This is a genomic window from Corynebacterium sp. HMSC056E09, from assembly GCF_001813425.1.
Taxonomy (GTDB): Bacteria; Actinomycetota; Actinomycetes; order Mycobacteriales; family Mycobacteriaceae; genus Corynebacterium; species Corynebacterium hesseae.
Genome location: NZ_KV812490.1, coordinates 388,922 through 409,030 on the forward strand (window position 1 = coordinate 388,922; position 20,109 = coordinate 409,030).

Annotated in this window: 18 protein-coding genes; 9 read left to right on the plus strand and 9 right to left on the minus strand. The window is 60.8% G+C overall.

From position 1 onward, the window contains the following. The first annotated feature begins 89 nt into the window (after nucleotides 1-89). Nucleotides 90-647, plus strand: a complete 558-nt coding sequence (locus HMPREF2912_RS04770) for a DUF421 domain-containing protein (protein ID WP_210386955.1) — start codon at nucleotides 90-92, stop codon at nucleotides 645-647. A 121-nt stretch (nucleotides 648-768) separates the two neighbouring features. Here the strand turns inward: HMPREF2912_RS04770 and HMPREF2912_RS04775 are convergent, their stop codons facing one another. The 3 genes from HMPREF2912_RS04775 to HMPREF2912_RS04785 form a co-directional block, all read right to left on the minus strand. Beyond that, complete coding sequence (locus HMPREF2912_RS04775) at nucleotides 769-1,020, minus strand: hypothetical protein (protein WP_070623958.1); 252 nt, start codon at nucleotides 1,018-1,020, stop codon at nucleotides 769-771. Nucleotides 1,021-1,067: 47 nt separating this feature from the next. Continuing rightward, the gene (locus HMPREF2912_RS04780; protein WP_070623961.1) at nucleotides 1,068-1,430 is read right to left on the minus strand and encodes a hypothetical protein; all 363 of its coding nucleotides are present in this window, start codon (nucleotides 1,428-1,430) and stop codon (nucleotides 1,068-1,070) included. A gap of 288 nt (nucleotides 1,431-1,718) precedes the next feature. Next, complete coding sequence (locus HMPREF2912_RS04785) at nucleotides 1,719-2,579, minus strand: peptidylprolyl isomerase (protein ID WP_070623965.1); 861 nt, start codon at nucleotides 2,577-2,579, stop codon at nucleotides 1,719-1,721. A 106-nt stretch (nucleotides 2,580-2,685) separates the two neighbouring features. Here HMPREF2912_RS04785 and tpx point away from each other — a divergent pair, with 106 nt between their 5' ends. From tpx to hisS, 3 genes are read left to right on the plus strand one after another with little or no spacing between them, the layout of a single operon-like run. Next, the gene (tpx, locus tag HMPREF2912_RS04790) at nucleotides 2,686-3,183 is read left to right on the plus strand and encodes a thiol peroxidase (protein ID WP_070623968.1); all 498 of its coding nucleotides are present in this window, start codon (nucleotides 2,686-2,688) and stop codon (nucleotides 3,181-3,183) included. Next, nucleotides 3,183-3,827 (plus strand): MBL fold metallo-hydrolase, encoded by a 645-nt coding sequence (locus tag HMPREF2912_RS04795; protein WP_070683452.1) that lies wholly within the window; start codon nucleotides 3,183-3,185, stop codon nucleotides 3,825-3,827. The genes tpx and HMPREF2912_RS04795 overlap by 1 nt, the downstream gene beginning before the upstream one ends. A gap of 5 nt (nucleotides 3,828-3,832) precedes the next feature. Next, nucleotides 3,833-5,110, plus strand: coding sequence for a histidine--tRNA ligase (hisS, locus tag HMPREF2912_RS04800; protein WP_070683454.1), 1,278 nt, complete (start codon nucleotides 3,833-3,835; stop codon nucleotides 5,108-5,110). On the opposite strand, the gene HMPREF2912_RS04805 is transcribed toward hisS, so the two are convergent. The 6 genes from HMPREF2912_RS04805 to HMPREF2912_RS04830 all read right to left on the minus strand — a co-directional run bounded on the left by HMPREF2912_RS04805 (nucleotide 5,107) and on the right by HMPREF2912_RS04830 (nucleotide 12,082). Further along, entirely contained in the window at nucleotides 5,107-6,516 is a 1,410-nt protein-coding gene (locus HMPREF2912_RS04805; protein WP_070596723.1) for an L-serine ammonia-lyase, read from the minus strand. The two genes, hisS and HMPREF2912_RS04805, sit on opposite strands and share 4 nt — an antisense overlap. Before the next feature lie 74 nt (nucleotides 6,517-6,590). After that, entirely contained in the window at nucleotides 6,591-7,268 is a 678-nt protein-coding gene (locus HMPREF2912_RS04810) for an FMN reductase (RefSeq protein WP_070596724.1), read from the minus strand. Continuing rightward, a complete protein-coding gene (locus HMPREF2912_RS04815; RefSeq protein WP_070683456.1) occupies nucleotides 7,269-8,375 on the minus strand; it encodes an LLM class flavin-dependent oxidoreductase in 1,107 nt (368 codons plus the stop codon). A 45-nt stretch (nucleotides 8,376-8,420) separates the two neighbouring features. After that, nucleotides 8,421-9,143: a CBS domain-containing protein gene (locus tag HMPREF2912_RS04820; RefSeq protein WP_070623980.1), complete on the minus strand. Its 723-nt coding sequence runs from the start codon at nucleotides 9,141-9,143 to the stop codon at nucleotides 8,421-8,423. Between the two features lie 128 nt (nucleotides 9,144-9,271). Then, nucleotides 9,272-10,861, minus strand: a complete 1,590-nt coding sequence (locus HMPREF2912_RS04825; RefSeq protein WP_210386591.1) for an inorganic phosphate transporter — start codon at nucleotides 10,859-10,861, stop codon at nucleotides 9,272-9,274. Nucleotides 10,862-11,188: 327 nt separating this feature from the next. Beyond that, complete coding sequence (locus HMPREF2912_RS04830; protein WP_070563032.1) at nucleotides 11,189-12,082, minus strand: KPN_02809 family neutral zinc metallopeptidase; 894 nt, start codon at nucleotides 12,080-12,082, stop codon at nucleotides 11,189-11,191. A 204-nt stretch (nucleotides 12,083-12,286) separates the two neighbouring features. Between HMPREF2912_RS04830 and aspS the strand changes: the two genes are divergently transcribed. The 5 genes from aspS (at nucleotide 12,287) to ruvX (ending at nucleotide 20,109) form a co-directional block, all read left to right on the plus strand. Continuing rightward, nucleotides 12,287-14,107, plus strand: coding sequence for an aspartate--tRNA ligase (aspS, locus tag HMPREF2912_RS04835; RefSeq protein ID WP_070563035.1), 1,821 nt, complete (start codon nucleotides 12,287-12,289; stop codon nucleotides 14,105-14,107). An 83-nt stretch (nucleotides 14,108-14,190) separates the two neighbouring features. Further along, nucleotides 14,191-15,393 carry a phosphotransferase family protein gene (locus HMPREF2912_RS04840; RefSeq protein WP_070563177.1) on the plus strand — a complete coding sequence of 401 codons (1,203 nt, stop codon included), beginning with the start codon at nucleotides 14,191-14,193 and terminating at the stop codon, nucleotides 15,391-15,393. Further along, nucleotides 15,393-16,748, plus strand: a complete 1,356-nt coding sequence (locus HMPREF2912_RS04845; RefSeq protein ID WP_070563038.1) for a replication-associated recombination protein A — start codon at nucleotides 15,393-15,395, stop codon at nucleotides 16,746-16,748. The genes HMPREF2912_RS04840 and HMPREF2912_RS04845 overlap by 1 nt, the downstream gene beginning before the upstream one ends. 67 nt (nucleotides 16,749-16,815) lie before the next feature. Further along, nucleotides 16,816-19,503, plus strand: a complete 2,688-nt coding sequence (gene alaS, locus HMPREF2912_RS04850; RefSeq protein ID WP_070563289.1) for an alanine--tRNA ligase — start codon at nucleotides 16,816-16,818, stop codon at nucleotides 19,501-19,503. A gap of 57 nt (nucleotides 19,504-19,560) precedes the next feature. Next, the gene (gene ruvX, locus HMPREF2912_RS04855; RefSeq protein ID WP_070563044.1) at nucleotides 19,561-20,109 is read left to right on the plus strand and encodes a Holliday junction resolvase RuvX; all 549 of its coding nucleotides are present in this window, start codon (nucleotides 19,561-19,563) and stop codon (nucleotides 20,107-20,109) included.

Here is a 20,109-nt window from a genome sequence, read left to right on the forward strand (position 1 = left end):
CACAAGCCCGCACTATCGTGCGGGCTTTTCTCATGTGGAAGGTATGGTGGAAAGCTGTGGATACACTGAGGCTGTTTGGACGCGAGGCAATGTACCAGCTAGGTATCGAGCCTCACCGAATCCCACTGGTGATGCTCGCGACGCTGGGTATTTATTTGGCCTTTATGGTCTTGGTCAAGCTCTTTGGCAGCCGCGTTTTGACGTCCATCACCGCCTCCGATGCCGTCATTATCATTATGTTCGGTGCGGTCTCGGGCCGCGTTATTGTGGGCAACCCACCGACGCTTGCCGCCGGCATCATTGGCCTGTTTACCCTCATGCTTTTGGAGGCCGCCTTCGGCACATTCCGCCAATTGGTGACGTGGTCACGGTTTATTGACCGCAAGCCGGTATTGCTGGTCTATAAGGGGCAGCTGCAGGAAGACAATATGAGCTTTGCGCACATCACCGAAAGGGATATCAATTCCGCTGTGCGTAAGGCGGGCCTTGGTCGGCGCACCGACGTGCAGCTAATGATCTTGGAACCAACCGGCCAGATTTCCGTCATCCGACGAGGCCAGCTTGTTGACGCCTCCGTGTTCAAAGATGTGCTCGGCGCCGAGCGTATTCAGGAAGTTGAGGAAGATTCACAAAGGGATGGCAATTAGGTCTTAGCCCCTTGGAGAGGCTTAGCCCCTTTGAAGAGCCTTCGAACGAGCTTGGTGTACCGGAAAACGAAAAATCTCCTCTTGTGCACAGTGCACAAGAGGAGAGTGGCGAGTTCGCGGCTTACTTGCCAGCGAGCTGGTCGCCGAGACGCATTGCGTCATCCATCGCATCGATGATGGAGGTAAAGACCTTGATCCACTCGCGGATCTCCTTCGGGCTGACGTTGCCCTCATCGTCAGAAGAGAGAGCGAAGAAAGCCTTGGATGAGCTGTCATCCTCAACCGGAGCTGCAGAAGCAACTGCGGTGCCGGAGAAAGCGATGGTTGCGGCTGTAGTAGCGGCAACGATGGACTTACGGGAGAAGAACTTCATGGTGGTGTGTCCTAAACTGAATTGAAGGTGAACGGAGAACGTCCGACTTACTTAGCGTTAGGTGCGAGGTTCTTGTTGTAGAAAGCGAATGCGGTGCCCAGAGCGCCGATGATGGCGGTGAAGACGGCGATCCAGTCGCGGATTTCCTTCGGGTCCATGTCGGAGATGGAGGAACCCTTGGAGTCATCGGAGGAGGAAGAAGAAGAGTCCTCGTCGGTCTTGCTCGGGGTCGTGGTGGTCTCGTCGGCCGGCTTGGTGGTGGACGGAGCTGCCGGGGTGGTGGTGGACGGAGCTGCCGGGGTGGTGGCCTCCGGGGTGGTGGTCTCAGCGTTAGCAACGGTCACGCCGGACAGGGAAACGGTAGCGGCGGTAGCAGCAGCAACAAGGGCCTTACGGGAGAAGAGCTTCATTCTCGTTCCTTATACATCTCGGGAATTTCAAAGACCTCACAGATGCTACTGAGCTATTGCGGGTTTTGCAAGGGATCTAGCGATCAGCTGATGAATCTGTGTGGCTGCTGTCCGTCGTATGTGAGCTGGGGTTTGGTCCGGTGCAGGTTGTGGACGTGGGTAATAGTTTGCCAAATGAACAGCTCAAGGCTAAGAAATTCTTAATCCAGGTGGGGAGGGGCGGTTGGAATGGGAAAGGCCCCGCTCGCTGAATGCGAGCGGGGCCGGTCACCGTAAAGGGGGTAAAACTTAGCTCTCGACGGTTGCCTTGGTGATGCGAACTTCTTCAGCAGGAGCGCCGTCGGACTGTCCATCCTTGACGCCCTTGGCGGCAATGGCGTCGATGGTCTTCTGTCCCTTCTCCGTCAGGTCGCCAAAATAGGTGTAGGAGGGCGGAAGCTGCGAGTCCTTATAGTTAATGAAGAACTGGGAACCATTGGTGTCTTCGCCGGCATTAGCCATGGCGATGGAACCCTTCGGGTACAGAGCAGGCTGTGCCTTAGCGGCGTCGTCAGCCTCATCGGTCGGGTACTCATTGGCAAACTGGAAGCCCGGTCCACCAGAACCCTTGCCGGTCGGATCACCGCACTGCAGGACGGAGAGGGTGCCCTCCGTCATGCGGTGGCACACGGTGTCGTCGTAGTACTTCGCGGAAATCATGTCCGTGATTGCGTTGACGGTACACGGAGCAAGTGAGCGATCGAGAGTCATCTCAATATCGCCTTGCTTGGTGGCGAAATTGACGGTCACTTCACCCTTGGCAGGAATGTTCTTTCCTTGCGGAGTAGGGACATCGCGGGAAGCGTCGCCAGTCTCGTTGTACTCGCAGGTGACGGTCTCACCGAACGGCTTAGCACGCTTGCCGCTCAATGCTTCGGCGGTAGGGGCTTCAGTGGGCGTATCGGCGGCGGAGGTTTCCTTGGCCTGAATCTCTTCTTCCTCCGGCGAGCGCGTGGCCAAGAACCAGATACCGCCGACGAGGGCAACAATAACGACGGCGGCCATCAAAACGACGCCGAGCGGACGGCTCTTCTGTTTACGGTCGCGGGATTTCAGCTCGCGATCGAGCTGGTTGAGCGCATCATCCAAGCGCTGGCTGTTAGTAGACACCTATGTTTCCTCCACAGTGGTGGTTTAAAAACTTTGACCCACCTATCCTAACCGCACGCTAGTTCACCGTGGCGCGCCGCCCCGCACGTCAGTACGCTTGGGTGCCATGGCTACTACGAATTTTCAGAATGAACCCGTCGAAACCAATGCTGAGCTGCCGAAGGTCGGTGACGCCCTGGCGGGCTTCACCCTCGTCGGCACCGACTTGTCTGAGCTAACCAATGCGGACTTCGCTGGTAAGCGTCTGGTGGTGTCCTGCTTCCCGTCCGTGGATACCGGCGTGTGTGCAGCGCAGCTGCGCAAGTTCAATCAAGAGGCGGCTGGTCTGGAGAACACCGTTGTCCTGTCCGTCTCCCGTGACCTGCCGTTCGCACAGGAGCGTTTCTGCGCTGCTGAAGGTATCGACAACGTCGTCAGCGCTTCTGATTTCCGCTCCGATTTCGCCGACAAGCTGGGCCTCGTCCTGGAAGGCTCCCCGCTCAAGGGCCTGTTTGCCCGTGCGGTCATCGTCACCGACGAGAACCACAAGGTGACCTACACCGAGCTGGTTCCTGAGGTTACGACGGAGCCGGACTACGACGCAGCGTTGGCCGCCCTCAAGTAATGCACACACCGGATATCTACGGTTTCGCCGCAGGGCCTTATAAAACCAACACCTATGTTGTGGCCAACGGCTCGCGGGCGTTCATCGTGGATCCAGGGATGCACACGCGCGAGCGCCTTGAGCAGCTCGCGCGTGAGAAATCCCTGGAATTTGAGGCCGTCGTGCTCACCCACGGTCACATTGACCACACGCGTGATGCCGCTGAGTTTGACCTGCCGGTCTACATCCACCCGGATGACGCGTTCATGTTGGTGGATGGCTCCGGAGTATCTCCCGAGTCGCAAATGCTTTTCGCCGCCGCTTCCATGAAGCAGTCGGCGGACCGGCGTGATCTGCTGGGTGGTGAGACGCTGAGCCTCGTCGGCCTGGAGTTTGAATTACTCCATGCGCCGGGGCATTCACCGGGGTGCGTCATGCTCGTGGCCGGGGATTTTGCGCTGACCGGTGACGTGTTATTCAAGGGCTCGATCGGCCGTACAGACCTTCCGCATTCCGATCCCGCGGCGATGCAGCGCTCATTGCGCGGTCCGGTGTGGGGCCTTGATGATTCCCTTGCCATCTTGCCGGGCCACGGCCCAACATCGACGATGCGCCGCGAACGCGCGACTAATCCGTTTCTCCGTGCGGCGGGGGATGTACTCTAAAGGGCGTGAGTGATAAGAAGCAGTTCAAAGCCCTGTCCGCGCCCAAGGGTGTGCCGGACTACGTTCCGCCGCAATCGGCCATCTTTGCCAAGGTTCGTGAGACCTTCGTGCATCAGGCACATCTGTCCGGCTTCCAACACATCGAACTCCCCGTCTTTGAGGACACGTCGCTTTTCGCCCGAGGCGTGGGGGAGTCCACGGACGTCGTGTCGAAGGAGATGTATACCTTCGCCGATCGCGGCGACCGCTCCGTGACTCTGCGCCCCGAAGGTACCGCGGGTGTTATGCGCGCAGTTATTGAGCACAACCTCGACCGCGGCCAGTTGCCGGTCAAGCTCAATTACTTTGGCCCCTTCTTCCGCTACGAACGCCCGCAGGCTGGCCGCTACCGCCAGCTGCAGCAGGTCGGTGTCGAGGCCATTGGTGTCGATGATCCGGCGCTGGACGCGGAAATCATCGCGCTAGCGGACCGCTCCTACCGCAGCCTGGGGCTTAGCCAGTTCCGTCTGGAGCTGACCAGCTTGGGTGACCACGACTGCCGCCCGGCCTACCGCGAAAAGCTGCAGGAATTCCTGTTCAAGCTGGACCTCGACGAGGAAACCAGGGCCCGCGCGGAGCTGAACCCGCTGCGCGTGCTCGATGACAAGCGCCCGGAGGTCCAGGAGCAGCTTGTCGACGCCCCCCTCATGCTCGACCACCTCAATGCCGAGTGCCGCGAGCACTTTGAGACGGTCACTGGCTTGCTCGATGACATGGGCGTGCCCTACACCATCAACCCGCGCATGGTCCGCGGTCTTGATTACTACACGAAGACCTGTTTCGAATTCGTCCACGATGGCCTCGGTGCGCAATCCGGCATTGGCGGCGGCGGCCGCTACGATGGCCTCATGGCTCAGCTCGGCGGACAGGAATTGTCCGGTATCGGCTATGGCCTCGGCGTGGACCGCACGGTTTTGGCCCTGGAAGCCGAGGGCGTGGAGCTCGACGGCGTCGAAGAGCGCGTGGCTGTTTATGGCGTTGCTTTGGGCGCTGCGGCAAAGAAGAAGATGGTCAGCATCATTAATGACCTGCGCAAGGCCGGTATTTCCGCGGACATGTCCTTCGGTGACCGCGGCCTCAAGGGAGCGATGAAGGGCGCTGATCGCGCCAACGCTCGTTTCGCGCTGGTCCTCGGTGACCAGGAGCTAGAGTCTGACACCGTGGCGCTGAAGGATCTGCGCGCGCACGAGCAGCACGACGTCCCGGTGGGGGACGTCGTCAAGCAGCTCAGAGCAGTGGTTTAGCACTCCACCTGCGAGACGGTGAAGCCCATCGTCTTCGCCAGGCCGCCGAGCGAGGTCTCCTTGTACTTGGAGAGCATGTCGCGTCCGGTTTCGGCCATGGTGCGCACCGCGTTATCGAGGGTAACGTGGTGCGTTCCCTCACCCATGAGCGCAAGGCGCGCGGCGTTGATGGACTTGACGGCACCGATGGCGTTGCGCTCGATACAGGGAATCTGCACGAGGCCGCCGACGGGGTCACAGGTCAGGCCGAGGTTGTGCTCAAGGGCAATCTCGGCGGCATTTTCAACCTGTTCCGGTGTTGCTCCGAGTAGTTCTGCCATGCCAGCAGCTGCCATGGAGGACGCTGAGCCAACCTCGCCCTGGCAGCCCACCTCGGCGCCGGAAATCGAGGCATTGGACTTGATGATGATGCCAATGGCACCTGCGGTCAGCAGGTAGCGGCGGGCATCGGAGCGGGTGAAATCAGCCTGGAAGTCACGCGCGTAGTGCAGCACCGCGGGGATGATGCCACACGCGCCGTTAGTGGGGGCGGTGATGACGCGGCCGCCGGCGGCGTTCTGTTCGTTGACGGCAAGCGCGTAGAGGTTGACCCATTCCATCGCAGACAAGCCACAGGACTCATCGTTTTGCTTGGCCAGAAGTTGGTGGTACATGCGTGGCGCGCGGCGGTTCACGCGTAGGCCACCGGGAAGGATTCCCTTGGAGGAAATGCCCTCGGTCACGCACTCGCGCATGATATCCCAGACCAAGTCGAGGTGCTGGTAGACGTAGTCGAGACCGCCTTCTTCGCGGTGCAACACGGCCTCGTTGGCGGCGACGATTTCCCAGATAGCTTTGTCATTGGCCGCACACAGGTGAAGCAGGTGTTCGCCGGACTGGAACTCATAAGGAACGGTGTCCTCAGCGGTGGCCGCGGCGACACCGGCTGGCACACCGGTGTCTGTTTGGAGCTGGGCATCGTATTCCTCGCGGGACAGGATAAAACCGCCGCCGACGGAGAAGTACTCTGCATTCTCGGCGAGTACCGTGCCGTTCTCGTCCCAGGCCGTAAAGATGAGGCAGTTCGGGTGTTCCGGCACCGGTTCGTTGTTGAATTCGATGCTGTACTGCACTTCGCCTGCGGGGCCAGAAATGGTGCCCTCGGTGGGGATAAAGGCATCGGCGCGTGGCTCTGCGTCGAGCGGTACGGACAGCGGATCCCATCCGGCGAGGCCCAGAATCACGGCGCGATCCGTGGCGTGGCCGCGGCCGGTAGCGGACAGGGAACCGCGCAGTACGGTGTGGACCTTGGCCGGGTGTTGATCAAGCGCCTCGAGGAAGGCCTTAGCCGCGCGCATGGGGCCGACTGTATGGGAGGAGGAGGGGCCGATTCCGATGGAGAAGATATCGGTCACGCTAATTGTCATGTGGGGGTGAAACCTCCTTGGGAGCGTTAGATAAGTGTCGCCTTACGATAGTACCGAGAGCCCTCCGCAACCGCTTAGCTCGGCTGCCCGTCGTGGCGGGAAAGCAGCGCGCGGAATCCTGAAGGGTCTGGATCGACGTCCTGTGATAGCTCCCCCTGGGGCGCTTCCTCCGCCTCGCCGAGCCTCCCGGCAAGTCCAGAGACCCGGTCGAGCGGGCGCACCATGAGGTCCGCTAGCTCCTCGGCGGCGCGTTCTATGCGTTTGTCATTGCGCGCGCCTTCTGCAGTGCCAAAGTCTTCCGTGGCCTGGAAGATCCCGGTGGGGACCACTGTGGCATGCAGGTAGTTAAGCAGCGGGCGCAGAGCATAGTCGAGCACAAGCGCGTGCCGGCTTGAGCCGCCAGTGGCAGCGATGAGCGTGGGCAGTCCTTCCAGTGAATGCGGCTCCAAAGTGTCGAAGAACATCTTGAACAAACCCGAATAACTGCCCTGGAACACCGGGCTGACGGCGATGAGACCGTCCGCCTTGGTCACGGCAGTCTGCGCGGCATGGAGGCGGGGTGTGGGTGAAACCCAGTTGGTCATGGCTTCTGCCAATTCGCCGGCAAGCTCGCGCAGCTCAACGACGGTCACGTCGACGCCTTCACCTCGGGCACTAACGCGGGCGGTGGTGGCGGCGGAGAGGGCGTCGCCAAGTGCACGCGTCGAGGAGGGTGATGAGAGTCCAGCCGTAACGAGTACGAGAGAGCGCAACTACTTCTCCTCTCCAGGGTTGACCAGCGCGTGCGGGGCATAAGCGCCGAGCGTGGCATGGGTGGGCGGGTCAGAAGGTACATGATCTGCGCGGCGTTCCTCAAAGCGGCGGCGCAGCTCGGGCACCACCTGTGTACCAAGGATTTCGATCTGCTCGAGCACCACCTCTTGAGGCAGTCCGGCGTGGTCGATGAGGAAGAGCTGGCGCTGGTAATCACCCACCCAATCTGCGAACTGTAGTGTGCGCTCCACCACCTGCTCTACGGTGCCTACGGTGAGCGGGGTCTGTGCCGTGAACTCCTCCAAGGAGGGGCCATGACCGTACACCGGGGCATTGTCGAAGTAGGGGCGGAAGAAGTCCTTTGCCTGCTGCTCCGTGGGCGCGATGAAGACATGCCCGCCGAGGCCCACGATGGCCTGGTCGGCGCGGCCGTGGCCATAGGACTCGTAGCGATTGCGGTAGAGGTTCACCATCTTCGCGGTGTGCTCCTTGTTCCAGAAGATGTTGTTGTGGAAGAAGCCATCGCCGTAAAAAGCCGCCTGTTCCGCAATCTGTGGGGAGCGAATGGAGCCGTGCCAGACAAAGGGTGGGATGCCATCGAGAGGCGCGGGCGTGGAAGTAAAACCCTGCAGCGGGGTGCGGAACTTTCCTTGCCAGGACACGACGGGTTCGCGCCAGAGGCGGCGCAGCAAGTGGTAGTTCTCCACTGCGAGCGGAATGCCCTCACGGATGTCCTTGCCAAACCACGGGTAAACCGGGCCGGTGTTGCCGCGGCCTAGCATGAGGTCGACGCGCCCATCTGCCAGGTGCTGGAGGAATGCGTAGTCCTCCGCGAGGCGAACAGGGTCGTTGGTAGTGATCAGCGTGGTGGCAGTGGAGAGCTGAAGGTTCTTCGTCTGTGCCGCAATGTATGCCAGGTGGGTGGTGGGGGCCGAAGGCACAAAGGGCGGGTTGTGGTGCTCGCCGGTGGCGAAGACGTCGAGGCCCACCTCTTCTGCTTTGAGGGCAATCTCCGTGATAGCGCGGATGCGCTCGGCCTCAGTGGGGGTGTGGCCGGTGGTCGGGTCCTGGGTGACAACGCCGATGCTAAAGACTCCAAATTGCATGACATCCTCCTTTCTATGTCATGTCAACAAGGTTAGGGAGGGGAGTTATTCCCATTCGACTGCAGCAACCAATGTCGCGAGGTCGGCAGGCGTAGCAATGGATACAGGAAGTTGGGAAGGTTTGCCGTGCTCGGTGAGGAGGACCGCGCCGGGGTGGGTGCCGTCTGCCGCAGGGTCGGTGAGGGCATCGATGACCTCTTGCGCGCTGGCGGTGCGGGGCAGGAACTCTGCGCGGTCCTTGCGCTCTGCGAATTCCAGCACAGTGCTAATCGACGCCGCGTTAATCACACCGTCATCACCGAGATCTGCCGCAACCCATCGTGCAATGACGTTGGTGGTGAGAAGCGCCTGGTAAGTCCCGGATTCATAGATTGGGATCTGGGAATAGCCGGTCGTGTTAATAAGCTTCAAAGCCTCCATGATCGGGGTGTCAGGGGCAAGGGTGGTCACATCACGGCTAGCGAGCAGAGCCTGCGCTGTGGGTGGATCCGTGAGCAGGCGTTGCAGGTTTTCGAGCTGCTTGATGACGTGAGGGTGTGGGGTAGCGATGGGCTCACCGCTGAAGTAGCGGCCATGGGCGATGGCGTTGCGGAGGTTGCTAAAGTCCTTCAGCTGTTCTGCTTGGCGCTTGCTCAAAAGGTGTTTGTCGTGCGCGCGATCAACAATCCACCAGAAAGAATCAGAGTTCTTTGCCCCGATAGCTTGGCGGAGGAACTGCTCAATGTCATTAAAAGCGGAAAAGAATCTGGCCAAGGAGTTGTCGCTCATGCCGCCTAAGTGTACGGGTTCTTGGATTTGTGCTTAAGGCTCAAGCGATAAGAAAAATCTCGCCGTGAGCAACCCCGGTGGTCGGGGAAACTCACGGCGAGAATGCGGTATGCGCGATGCGTTGACCTTTAGAAGACGACGCGCAGGATGGACACCGTCGCCGCAGCGATGGCGGCGGCCGCCGGAAGGGTGATGACCCATGCCAAAGCGATGGGCTTCATCAGCTTCCAGTTGGCGGCGTGGTTCACAATGCCGACACCAAGGACGGCACCGATGAGGATGTGGGTCGAGGAGACCGGCAGGCCCAAGAGGGAAGCGGCCATGACGACGGCAGCAGCGGCCAGCTCGGCGGCGAAACCGGAGGAGGGGTGCATCTGGGTGAGGCCAGAACCAACGGTCTGGATGACGAAGCGGCCGATGAACCAGAGGCCGGCAACCAAGGCGATACCCATGGCTACCATGACCGGCAGCGGCACGGAAACTTCATCGGAGATCTGGTTGGTCTGCAAGACATCGAAGACCGCAGCGAAGGGGCCGATGGCGTTGGCGATGTCATTGGAACCGTGCGAGAACGCAAAGGCGGAGGCGGTGAAGACCTGCATCCAGGAGAAGAGGAGGAAGGTAGAGCGCTTCAGGGACTTCTTCTTCAGGGAGCGGGCAAAGATGAAGACGGCCATCCAGACGATGGCTCCAACCATGCCCATGACCAGGAAAGTTTCTAGGGCAGTGACATCGATGCCGGTGTGCTTCAGACCCTTGAAGAGCAACATCGCGGAGATAATCACGGCACCCAGAGCCGCGAGCAGCGGAACCCAGTTCTCGAGCGCGCGGTGTGCATTGACATCCTCGAGATCCTTGTTGAGGTTGTGCAGATCGCGGTAGTAGTCGGACTCGAGAGCCTCTGGGTCGTAGTCCTCTTCGGCGGTAAGAGCGGCGTCGCGAGCCATCGCATTTGTATAGGAGATCTGCTGCAGCTCGTTCATGCGCTCAAAGCGGGTCTTGTGCTCCTTGCGCAGCTCGGCGCGGCGAAGTTTGATGTCACGCAGGCGTTCGTCTGCGGCGTCGTTGTACACCAAGATGGAAGACTTGATCCACTTGAAAAGGAGGTACGCGGCAATACCGCCGAGAACCGGAGACAGCACCCAGGAGAAAGCGATGGTGCCAATTCCGCCCCATTGCACCATGTCCATGCCGCCCTTACCGGTGATGAAGCCGACGGTCAGAGCGGCGCCGACGATGCCGCCGACGATGGAGTGGGTGGTAGAAACCGGCCAACCCATGCGGGTGGCTACCAAAAGCCAGATGGCAGCGCCGAGCAGTGACGCCATCATGATGTAGACAAATTCCATCGGGTCGAGGCCATCGATGGCATCGAGGTCAACGATTCCGGAGCGGACCGTATCAGTCACCTCGCCGCCGGCGAGGATGGCACCGGATACCTCAAAGACCGCCGCGACAGCGAGGGCCTGCTTCATGGAGAGGGTTCCCGCGCCCACGGAGGTACCGAAGGAGTTGGCGACGTCATTGCCGCCAATGTTGAAGGCCATAAAGACAGCGAAGATAATTGCTGTAACAAGGACTACCTTGTTGGTTCCCTCAGCAACTTCTCCGTTGCCCCAAATGATGAAAAAGATCAGGGTGACAGCCGTGATGGCGCCGAAGAACAGGTGCCAAATCCAGTCCTTGTTCTTGCCATTCATCGACTCAAGATCAGGCATCGTCGGCGTGGCGGTGCTCAAGACGTCGTTCCTTTCATGAAGAGAACGCTGCGTGATGAGACAGTGTGAGCAGGCCGCGGGCGGGGCGCATTCGGCGTTGGCCCGGGCAGCGACATACCTGCCGCGGTGCAGGTGATAATGACATCACGCGCAGTTCTTTTATGCTTTTAAAGACAGAGCGGAACCCACCACGAACCGGCGGGAACTTGACTACCTTAAGGCATTAAGGTGTACGGCAGGTAAACATCTGGTGTATGTGAATCTAATCTGGGCTAATGGGGCACATTTGGGGGTGGTGCGACCTTGGGGTGGGCGCTTCTTAAGACCCTAAGACTTGTAAACCCCACGGCCTAAGGTGTCACACTGCTCCATTTTGCCGGAATTATAACCGGCGAGGAACGACTGCGCTCGGTCTTCGGAAGAGCCGTGCGTCCACGTATCGGGGCGTACTTCGCCGCCTGAGCGGCGCTGAATATTGTCATCACCCACGGCGCGTGCAGTGTTGACAGCATCAGTCACCTGCTGCTCGGTAATGGTTTCGAGCAGGGCATCGTCACCTTTGTCGGCGTAGTGCGCCCACAGGCCGGCATAGCAATCGGCCTGCAACTCAATCTTCACCGCGTTGGAATCCTCGCCGGGTTCGTTGTAATTCGACAGGCTGAGAGTTCCTTCCAGCTTTTGAATGTGGTGGCCGAATTCGTGGGCCACGATATACATTTGTGCCAATGGGGCGTTATCGCCGCCAAAGTTGCGGAGCTGATCAAAGAAGGCGGTGTCGAAGTAGGCCGACTCATCCGCCGGGCAGTAGAACGGGCCCGTGGCGCCGGAGGCCTGGCCACAGCCCGACATAGTGGTGTTGTTAAAAATGACGCGGCCAGGTTCGACGTAGTCGATGCCAGCCTGGTCTGGTAGCTGCTGCGCCCACACCTTGTCCACGGACTGGGCCGCAAACATGACGCGGCAATCGTCATACTTGTTGCCGTCTTCAGCGGTTTGGCAGTGCGCAAACGCGTCCTCCCCGCTTTCTTCGGGGCCGACCTGGGTCTGGTCGGCCTGGGGATCGCTTCCGGTGATGGCGCCGGGATCGCCGCCGAGAAGGAGATAGAGGCCGATGAGGAGGAGCGAACCAATGCCGCCGCCGGTAGCGATCATGCCGCCGCGGCCTCCACCGCCGGAGCTTGCTCGCTTACCATCAAAATTGGCGCCAGATTTAAAAGTCATGCTCCAGATTTTGCCACATGCTGGTGGTGGTGTCTGCTCGATAGTGGGTGCACCGCCATGCGCGCGGTGCTCACCCTAGCGCTGAGCAAGTCCGGTGCGGGCGGTAGACTTGGGCCGTTCAAGTACTTGCATCCCTCGGCGCGTGCTGTCTACGCGTGGCGTGAGTGGGTGTGAGCGTCAACGATGAGAAGGGATTGAACGAGAGTGCTGCGTACACATTTGGCAGGCGAACTGCGCAAGGAGTTGGCGGGGGAGACCGTCACCCTGACGGGGTGGGTCGCACGCCGTCGCGACCACGGTGGTGTTATCTTCATTGACCTGCGTGACCGCTCCGGCGTTGCCCAGGTTGTTTTCCGCGAGACCGAGGTAGCTGAGCGCGCCCACGATCTGCGTTCCGAGTACTGCGTCAAGGTCACTGGCGTCGTGGAGCCCCGCCCGGAGGGCTCGGCCAACCCGAACCTGGCCTCCGGCGAGATCGAGGTCAACGTCACGGACCTGGAGGTACTCAACAAGTCCGCAGCGCTGCCGTTCCAGATTGATGATCCATCCTCCTCCGGTGAGGTCGGTGAGGAGACCCGCCTGAAGTACCGCTACCTGGATCTGCGCCGCGAGCGCCAGCACGAGGCGCTGCGCCTGCGCTCGGCCGCGAACCGCGCTGCCCGCCAGGTCCTGGACAGCCACGATTTCACTGAGATCGAAACCCCGACCCTGACTCGCTCCACCCCGGAGGGCGCCCGTGACTTCCTCGTGCCGGCGCGCCTGAAGCCGGGCAGCTGGTACGCACTCCCGCAGTCCCCGCAGCTGTTCAAGCAGCTGCTCATGGTCGCCGGAATGGAGCGCTACTACCAGATCGCTCGCTGCTACCGCGATGAGGACTTCCGTGCTGACCGCCAGCCGGAGTTTACGCAGCTCGACGTCGAAATGTCCTTCGTGGACCAGGATGATGTCATTGCTCTGGCAGAAGAGATCGTCTCCGCGCTGTGGAAGCTCATCGGCTACGAAATCAAGACCCCCATCCCGCGCATGACCTATGCCGATGCCATGAAGTACTACGGTTCCGACAAGCCGGACCTGCGCTTCGACATCAAGATCGTGGAGTGCACGGACTTCTTCAAGGACACCACCTTCCGCGTCTTCCAGAACGAATACGTCGGTGCCGTCGTCATGGAAGGCGGAGCCTCCCAGCCGCGCCGCCAGTTCGATGCATGGCAGGAGTGGGCAAAGCAGCGCGGTGCGAAGGGCTTGGCCTACATCACCGTTGCTGAGGATGGCACATTGGGTGGCCCGGTAGCCAAGAACATCACGGATGCCGAGCGCGAGGGTATTGCCGCCCACGTCGGCGCCAAGCCGGGCGATGCCATCTTCTTCGCTGCCGGCGAGACCAAGGCTTCCCGTGCGCTGCTGGGCGCAGCTCGCGGTGAGATTGCGAAGAAGCTCGATCTCATCAAGGACGGCGACTGGGCCTTCACCTGGGTCGTCGACGCACCGCTCTTCGAGCCCTCCGCCGATGCCACCGCCTCGGGTGACGTGGCTTTGGGCCACTCCAAGTGGACTGCAGTCCACCACGCCTTCACTTCGCCGAAGCCGGAGTACCTGGATAACTTTGACCAGAACCCGGGAGAGGCCTTGGCTTATGCCTACGACATTGTCTGCAATGGCAATGAGATTGGCGGCGGTTCCATCCGTATCCACGACCAGGATGTGCAGAAGCGCGTCTTCGACGTCATGGGCATCGGCGAAGAAGAAGCCCAGGAGAAGTTCGGCTTCCTGCTCGACGCCTTCCAGTTCGGTGCTCCGCCACACGGCGGCATCGCTTTCGGCTGGGATCGCATCGTCTCCCTGCTGGGTGGATTCGAGTCCATCCGCGATGTCATCGCCTTCCCGAAGTCCGGTGGCGGCGTCGACCCGCTGACCGACGCCCCCGGCACCATCCCCGCCGCGCAGCGCAAGGAGACCGGTGTGGACTTCAAGCCGGAGAAGGCTGCGAAGGCTGCCCAGGGTGAAAAGGCTGGGAAGGAGTCCTAAAGGCCCCACACCATGGGTGTACCTCATTGGGCCGACAACAAGTGGAAGCAGGCAAGCAAGTGAATCCGACGGGACACGAGTCCATGAATAATTCTGTGGCTGATGTCGTGGTAGCAGAAGCCTCACAGATGATTTCGCGCCGCTATGGCGGGGAGCCTGAGCTGAGTGACGTTGAGCAACTCACCGGCTCGGGCAATGCCGTGGTACTTCGTGCTCGGACGACTCCCAGCGCCTTCTTCCCGCATCGTTCGGTCGTCATCAAGTACAACCCGGTCACCGGGCACACTATTGATGACGCCGCACTTCTCCGTGAAGTGGTGGCCTATCAGTTCACCACGGCGCTGTCTGAGGAGGTCCGCCCAGGACCTGTGTTGCTCGCGCACGACGTGGACAAGCGCATTCTTGTGCTGTCCGACGCCGGCGAAGGCGACACCCTGGCGGACACCCTTGCGCGCAGCGGTGATGAAGACCGCGGCGAGCTGCTCAGGGCTCTGGGCAGCGCGTTGGGCAAAATGCATGCTGGGACCGCCGGGCGCGAAGAAGACTATGACGCCCTGCTCAAGCGCCAGTTACGTCGGCATCCCGAATACGCTGAGCACCAGGCATTGCGCGATGATTCCTTGCAGAGCTCCATTCTGATTGGTGCGGATATCCTCAGCGAGGCAGGACTGGAACCGCCGGAACACGTCCGCACATTGGCCCGTGCCGCCATGCAGAGTCTGAGTTCTGGCCGCAACCGCGCTTTTACTCCCTTCGACCTGTCCCCAGACAACATCATCGTCGGCTCAACGCTGACCTTCTTGGACTATGAGTGGGCCGGTTTCCGCAACGTCGGCTTTGACGTGGCCTGCGTGGTGGCCGGCTTCCCGCAGTTTCTTTTTTCTCGGCCGATCACTGATGCCGAGGCGGGGCTTTTCATCCATGCCTGGCAGCGCCGCATTGTCGATGTCTGGCCGCAGCTCGCCGATGAGAAGACGCTGCACGAGTTGCTCGTCTCCTGCCTCATCGGTTGGGCTCTGTCGAGCGTGACCACGATGTATGCCGGCGGGATCGAAGGGGTCGTCGCGTTGGCGGAAGGCAACGCTGAGATCTACCGTGACCCGCACCGTTCTCTGCTTCGTCGATCCGACCATGGTCCGTTCAGCGAGGATGAAATACTGATTCGGCGCGATCTTTATGAGACCTTCGAAGCGCTGTCGCGGTTTGCCGCGCAATGTAGCAATGACGGGTGCTCTGCGGTCGCCGAGTTTGGGCGAGCCGTGGCCTCTCGACTCCGGGAGCCCTGATGGGGCAGGAGTCACTCTTCGGCGATGACCAGTCAGCGCCAAGCCTGCCGGGTGGCCCCGATATGTTTGCAACCCACCCCGGTTCGCCGCTGGCCGCGCGCATGCGGCCGCAAAACCTCGATGAAGTAGTGGGGCAGAAGCACCTCCTGGAGCCGGGAACCCCGCTGCGTAGGCTGGTGGAAGGCTCAGGCGAGGCCTCCGTCATCCTGTACGGGCCGCCGGGAACCGGAAAGACGACGCTGGCCTCACTCATCGCATCTTCCTTGGGAGATAACTTCATTGGGCTTTCCGCCTTGGACTCCGGTGTGAAGCAGGTTCGAGAGGTGATCTCCCACGCCCGCCGTGAGCTGATTCAAGGGCGCCGCACCGTGCTGTTCATCGATGAGGTGCACCGCTTCTCCAAGACTCAGCAGGACGCGCTGCTCGCGGCCGTCGAAAACCGCACCGTGCTGCTCGTGGCCGCCACCACCGAAAATCCTTCCTTTTCCGTCGTGGCCCCGCTGCTTTCGCGTTCCTTGTTGCTGCACTTGGAGCCGCTGGACGACGCCTCCCTGCGCACCCTCGCCGAGCGCGCATTGACCAGCGAGCGGGGATTGGCGGGAAGGATCACCGCAACGGACGATGCTCTAGACCAGCTGGTGCTGCTCGCCGGGGGCGATGCTCGGCGCACACTGACCTATCTTGAGGCGGCGGCCGAGGCAGTGCCCGATGGCGGTGAACTCACCGTTGAGGTTCTCAAAGAAAACGTCAATCGCGCGGTGGTGCGCTATGACCGCGACGGCGACCAGCATTATGACGTGGTCTCCGCGTTTATTAAGTCCATCCGCGGTTCCGACGTGGATGCCGCGCTGCATTACCTGGCCCGCATGATTGAGGCAGGCGAAGACCCGCGTTTCATCGCCCGCCGGCTTATCGTGCATGCCTCCGAAGACATCGGAATGGCTGATCCCACCGCGCTGCCCACTGCCGTGGCCGCAGCGGAGGCCGCGGCCCTTATCGGATTACCCGAGGCGCGTATTCCGCTGGCTCAGGCGACAATCCATCTCGCTACGGCACCGAAATCCAATTCCGTTATCAACGCCATCAACGCGGCCCAGGCCGACGTTCGCGCCGGCAAGAGCGGGCATGTGCCCGCGCACCTGCGCGACGGCCATTATGAGGGAGCGAAACGCTTGGGCAATGCAGTGGGCTATCAGTACCCGCATGATGATCCGCGCGGTGTACTGTCCCAGCAGTATTTGCCGGAGACGCTGGCGGATGCCGAGTACTATCACCCCACCGACCATGGCGCGGAGAAGCGTGTGCGCGAGTACCTGGGAAGGCTGCGGGACATCATCCGGGGGCGGCGTCGCTAAGCACAGCACCGGACGGGTAAAGTTGAGCGCTGACTAGAAACCATTCAACAGTGAAGGAATTTTGCTCGTGAAGACTCATGAGATCCGGGAACGCTTTACCCAGCACTTCGTCAAGGCCGGCCACGAGGCCGTCCCCAGCGCGTCGCTGATCCTGGATGACCCGAACCTGCTCTTCGTTAACGCCGGCATGGTTCCCTTCAAGCCCTACTTCCTGGGCCAGCAGAACCCGCCTTTTGCTAACGGCACGGCGACCTCTATCCAGAAGTGCGTGCGCACCTTGGACATCGAGGAAGTGGGCATTACCACCCGTCACAATACCTTCTTCCAGATGGCGGGTAATTTTTCCTTTGGCCAGTACTTTAAGGAAGGCGCAATTACCCACGCCTGGAACCTGCTGACCACCTCCGTCGATGAAGGCGGTTTGGGCCTCGACCCGGAGCGTTTGTGGGTCACGGTCTACCTCGACGATGATGAGGCGGCCGATATTTGGCACAACAAGATCGGCGTGCCCACCGAGCGTATTCAGCGCCTAGGCATGGAAGACAACTACTGGTCCATGGGTATTCCCGGGCCGTGCGGTCCGTGCTCTGAGATCTACTATGACCGCGGGCCGGAATATGGCCAGGATGGCGGCCCGATTGCGGATGATAACCGCTACATGGAGATCTGGAACTTGGTCTTCATGCAGAACGAGCGTGGCGAAGGCATCGGCAAGGGCAACTTCGAGATCGTGGGCGAGCTGCCCAAGAAGAACATTGATACCGGCATGGGCATCGAGCGCGTGGCCTGCATCCTGCAGGGTGTGGACAACGTCTACGAGACGGACCTGCTGCGCCCGGTCATCGACGTAGCCGAGGAACTTACCGGTGCGACGTACGTTCCGGATGCTCCGAAGGAAGACCTCATTCGCTTCCGCGTGGTGGCGGACCACTCGCGTACCGGCATGATGCTCATTTTGGACGGCGTTACCCCCGGTAACGAGGGTCGTGGCTACATTCTGCGTCGCTTGCTGCGCCGCATCATCCGCTCCGCCAAGCTGCTTGGCGCGAAGGGTGAGACCATGGAGCGTTTCATGAACACCATCATGGACACCATGACCCCGTCCTACCCGGAGATCGCCGACAACCGCGAGCGTATCCTGCGCGTTGCCGTGGCGGAGGAGAAGGCCTTCCTGAAGACGCTGGAGTCAGGCACCAAGCTTTTCGACGAAGCCGTGGAGGAACTGAAGAGCACCTCTCGTGCGGCCACCCCGAAGGTCCTCTCCGGCGAGAAGGCTTTTGAGCTGCACGATACCTATGGTTTCCCCATCGACCTGACCTTGGAGATGGCTCAGGAAGCCGGTTTGACCGTAGACATGGAAGGCTTCGACGCCGCCATGGGCGAGCAGCGCCGCCGCGCCAAGGCCGATAATCAGGCTAAGAAGCATGGTCATGCTGACCTGTCGCTCTACCGCGAGTGGGTGGATAACCACCCGACGTTGTTCACGGGCTATGAAACCCTGGAGTCCGAGGCCAAGGTCATCGGCCTTGTGCGCGATGGTCAGAAGGTAACCGAGGTCGAGGCAGGAGATACCGTCGAGGTAATCCTGGACCAGTCGCCGCTTTATGCTGAAGCCGGTGGCCAGACCGCCGACCATGGTCGAATCTTCGCGGGCGAGACCCTCCTTGAGGTCAACGATGTGCAGAAGATTGGCAAGAAGCTGTGGGTGCACAAGGCTACGGTGACCGCCGGTGGGCTTGAGTTGGGCAACGGCGTGACGGCTGCCGTTGATGAACAATGGCGCCACGGCGCCGTGCAGGCGCACTCGGCGACGCACCTTATCCACGCAGCGCTGCGCCAGGTGCTAGGCCCGACTGCAGTCCAGGCTGGTTCCTTGAACCGACCCGGCTACCTGCGCTTTGACTTCAACTACACCGACCAGCTCACCCAGGAGCAGCTCGATGAGATCGCTTTGGTGACGAACCAGGCGGTGGACCAGCACTTCCCGGTCAATACCATCGAGACGTCTTTGGAGAAGGCCAAGGAGATGGGCGCGATGGCCCTCTTTGGTGAGAACTACGGTTCCGAGGTCCGCGTCGTGGAGATGGGTGGCCCGTTCTCCATCGAGCTCTGCGGTGGTACGCACGTGAAGAACACCGCTGAGATTGGCCCGGTGTCTGTCCTTGGCGAATCCTCCGTGGGTTCGGGCGCGCGCCGTATCGAGGCTTATTCGGGTCTGGATGCATTCCGCTTCTACTCCAAGGAGACCGCACTCGTGGAAGGCGTGTCCCGCGAGCTCAAGGTGCAGACTGAGGATCTTCCGGAGCGCATCGCGCAGCTGACGGAGAAGCTCAAGGCCGCTGAGAAGCAGATTGCGGAGCTGCACAAGGCCCAGCTCATGTCGCAGACCGCGGAGATGATTTCTGGTGCGACCACCGTTAATGGCTTCACCCTCGTATCGGTCAAACTTCCTAACGGAGTAAACGGCGGTGATCTGCGCACGTTGGCCTCGGATATCAAGAACCGTCTCGGTGATGTCGCCGGTGTGGTTGTCCTGGCATCGGAGAACGAGGGCGGCAAGCTCCCGTTCATCGTTGGCGCCACTAAGCCTGCCGTCGAGCGCGGCGTCAAGGCTGGTGACTTGGTCAAGGTTATTTCTGGCTATGTTGACGGCAAGGGCGGCGGAAAGCCCGATATGGCTCAAGGTTCCGGCGCCAACGCTGAAGGTCTCCAGCAGGCCTTCGACGCCGTCCGTGATGAGCTCGAAGCCCACTAACGAACGCGCCCTAGTTGGCTGCAGTTGTAGCTGACTCGCAGAATCAGGAGGAGCACGATGGCCGTAGAACCCGACAAACCAGTCGCGGACGATCCCGGCCCGGGGCGCCGTTTGGGCCTCGACGTCGGTACTGTCCGCATCGGCGTGGCCGTCTCTGACCGGGACGCGCGCTTGGCCATGCCGGTCGAAACCGTCCGGCGTGAGACCGGGTTTAAAGACCGCGATCAGGGTGATATCGACCGCCTGCTTGAGCTGATTTACGAGTATGACGTGGTTGAGGTAGCCGTTGGTTTGCCGCGCGATCTCAAGGGCAATGGTTCATCAAGTGTTAAACATGCCAAGGAAATCGCGTTTCGTATCCGCCGCCGCTTGGCAAAAGATGACAGGATGAAAGAACCTCCGCCCGTGCGTATGGTGGATGAACGCCTTACTACCGTGGTCGCCTCCTCCGCATTGCGGGCCTCTGGCGTATCAGAGAAGCGAGGTCGCTCGGTGATTGACCAAGCAGCCGCGGTGGAAATTTTGCAATCCTGGCTGGATGCGCGCCATTTCGCGTTGAACGGCCACAGCCCTTCAAACGTAGGAGACGAAGTACGTGAGCCGTAA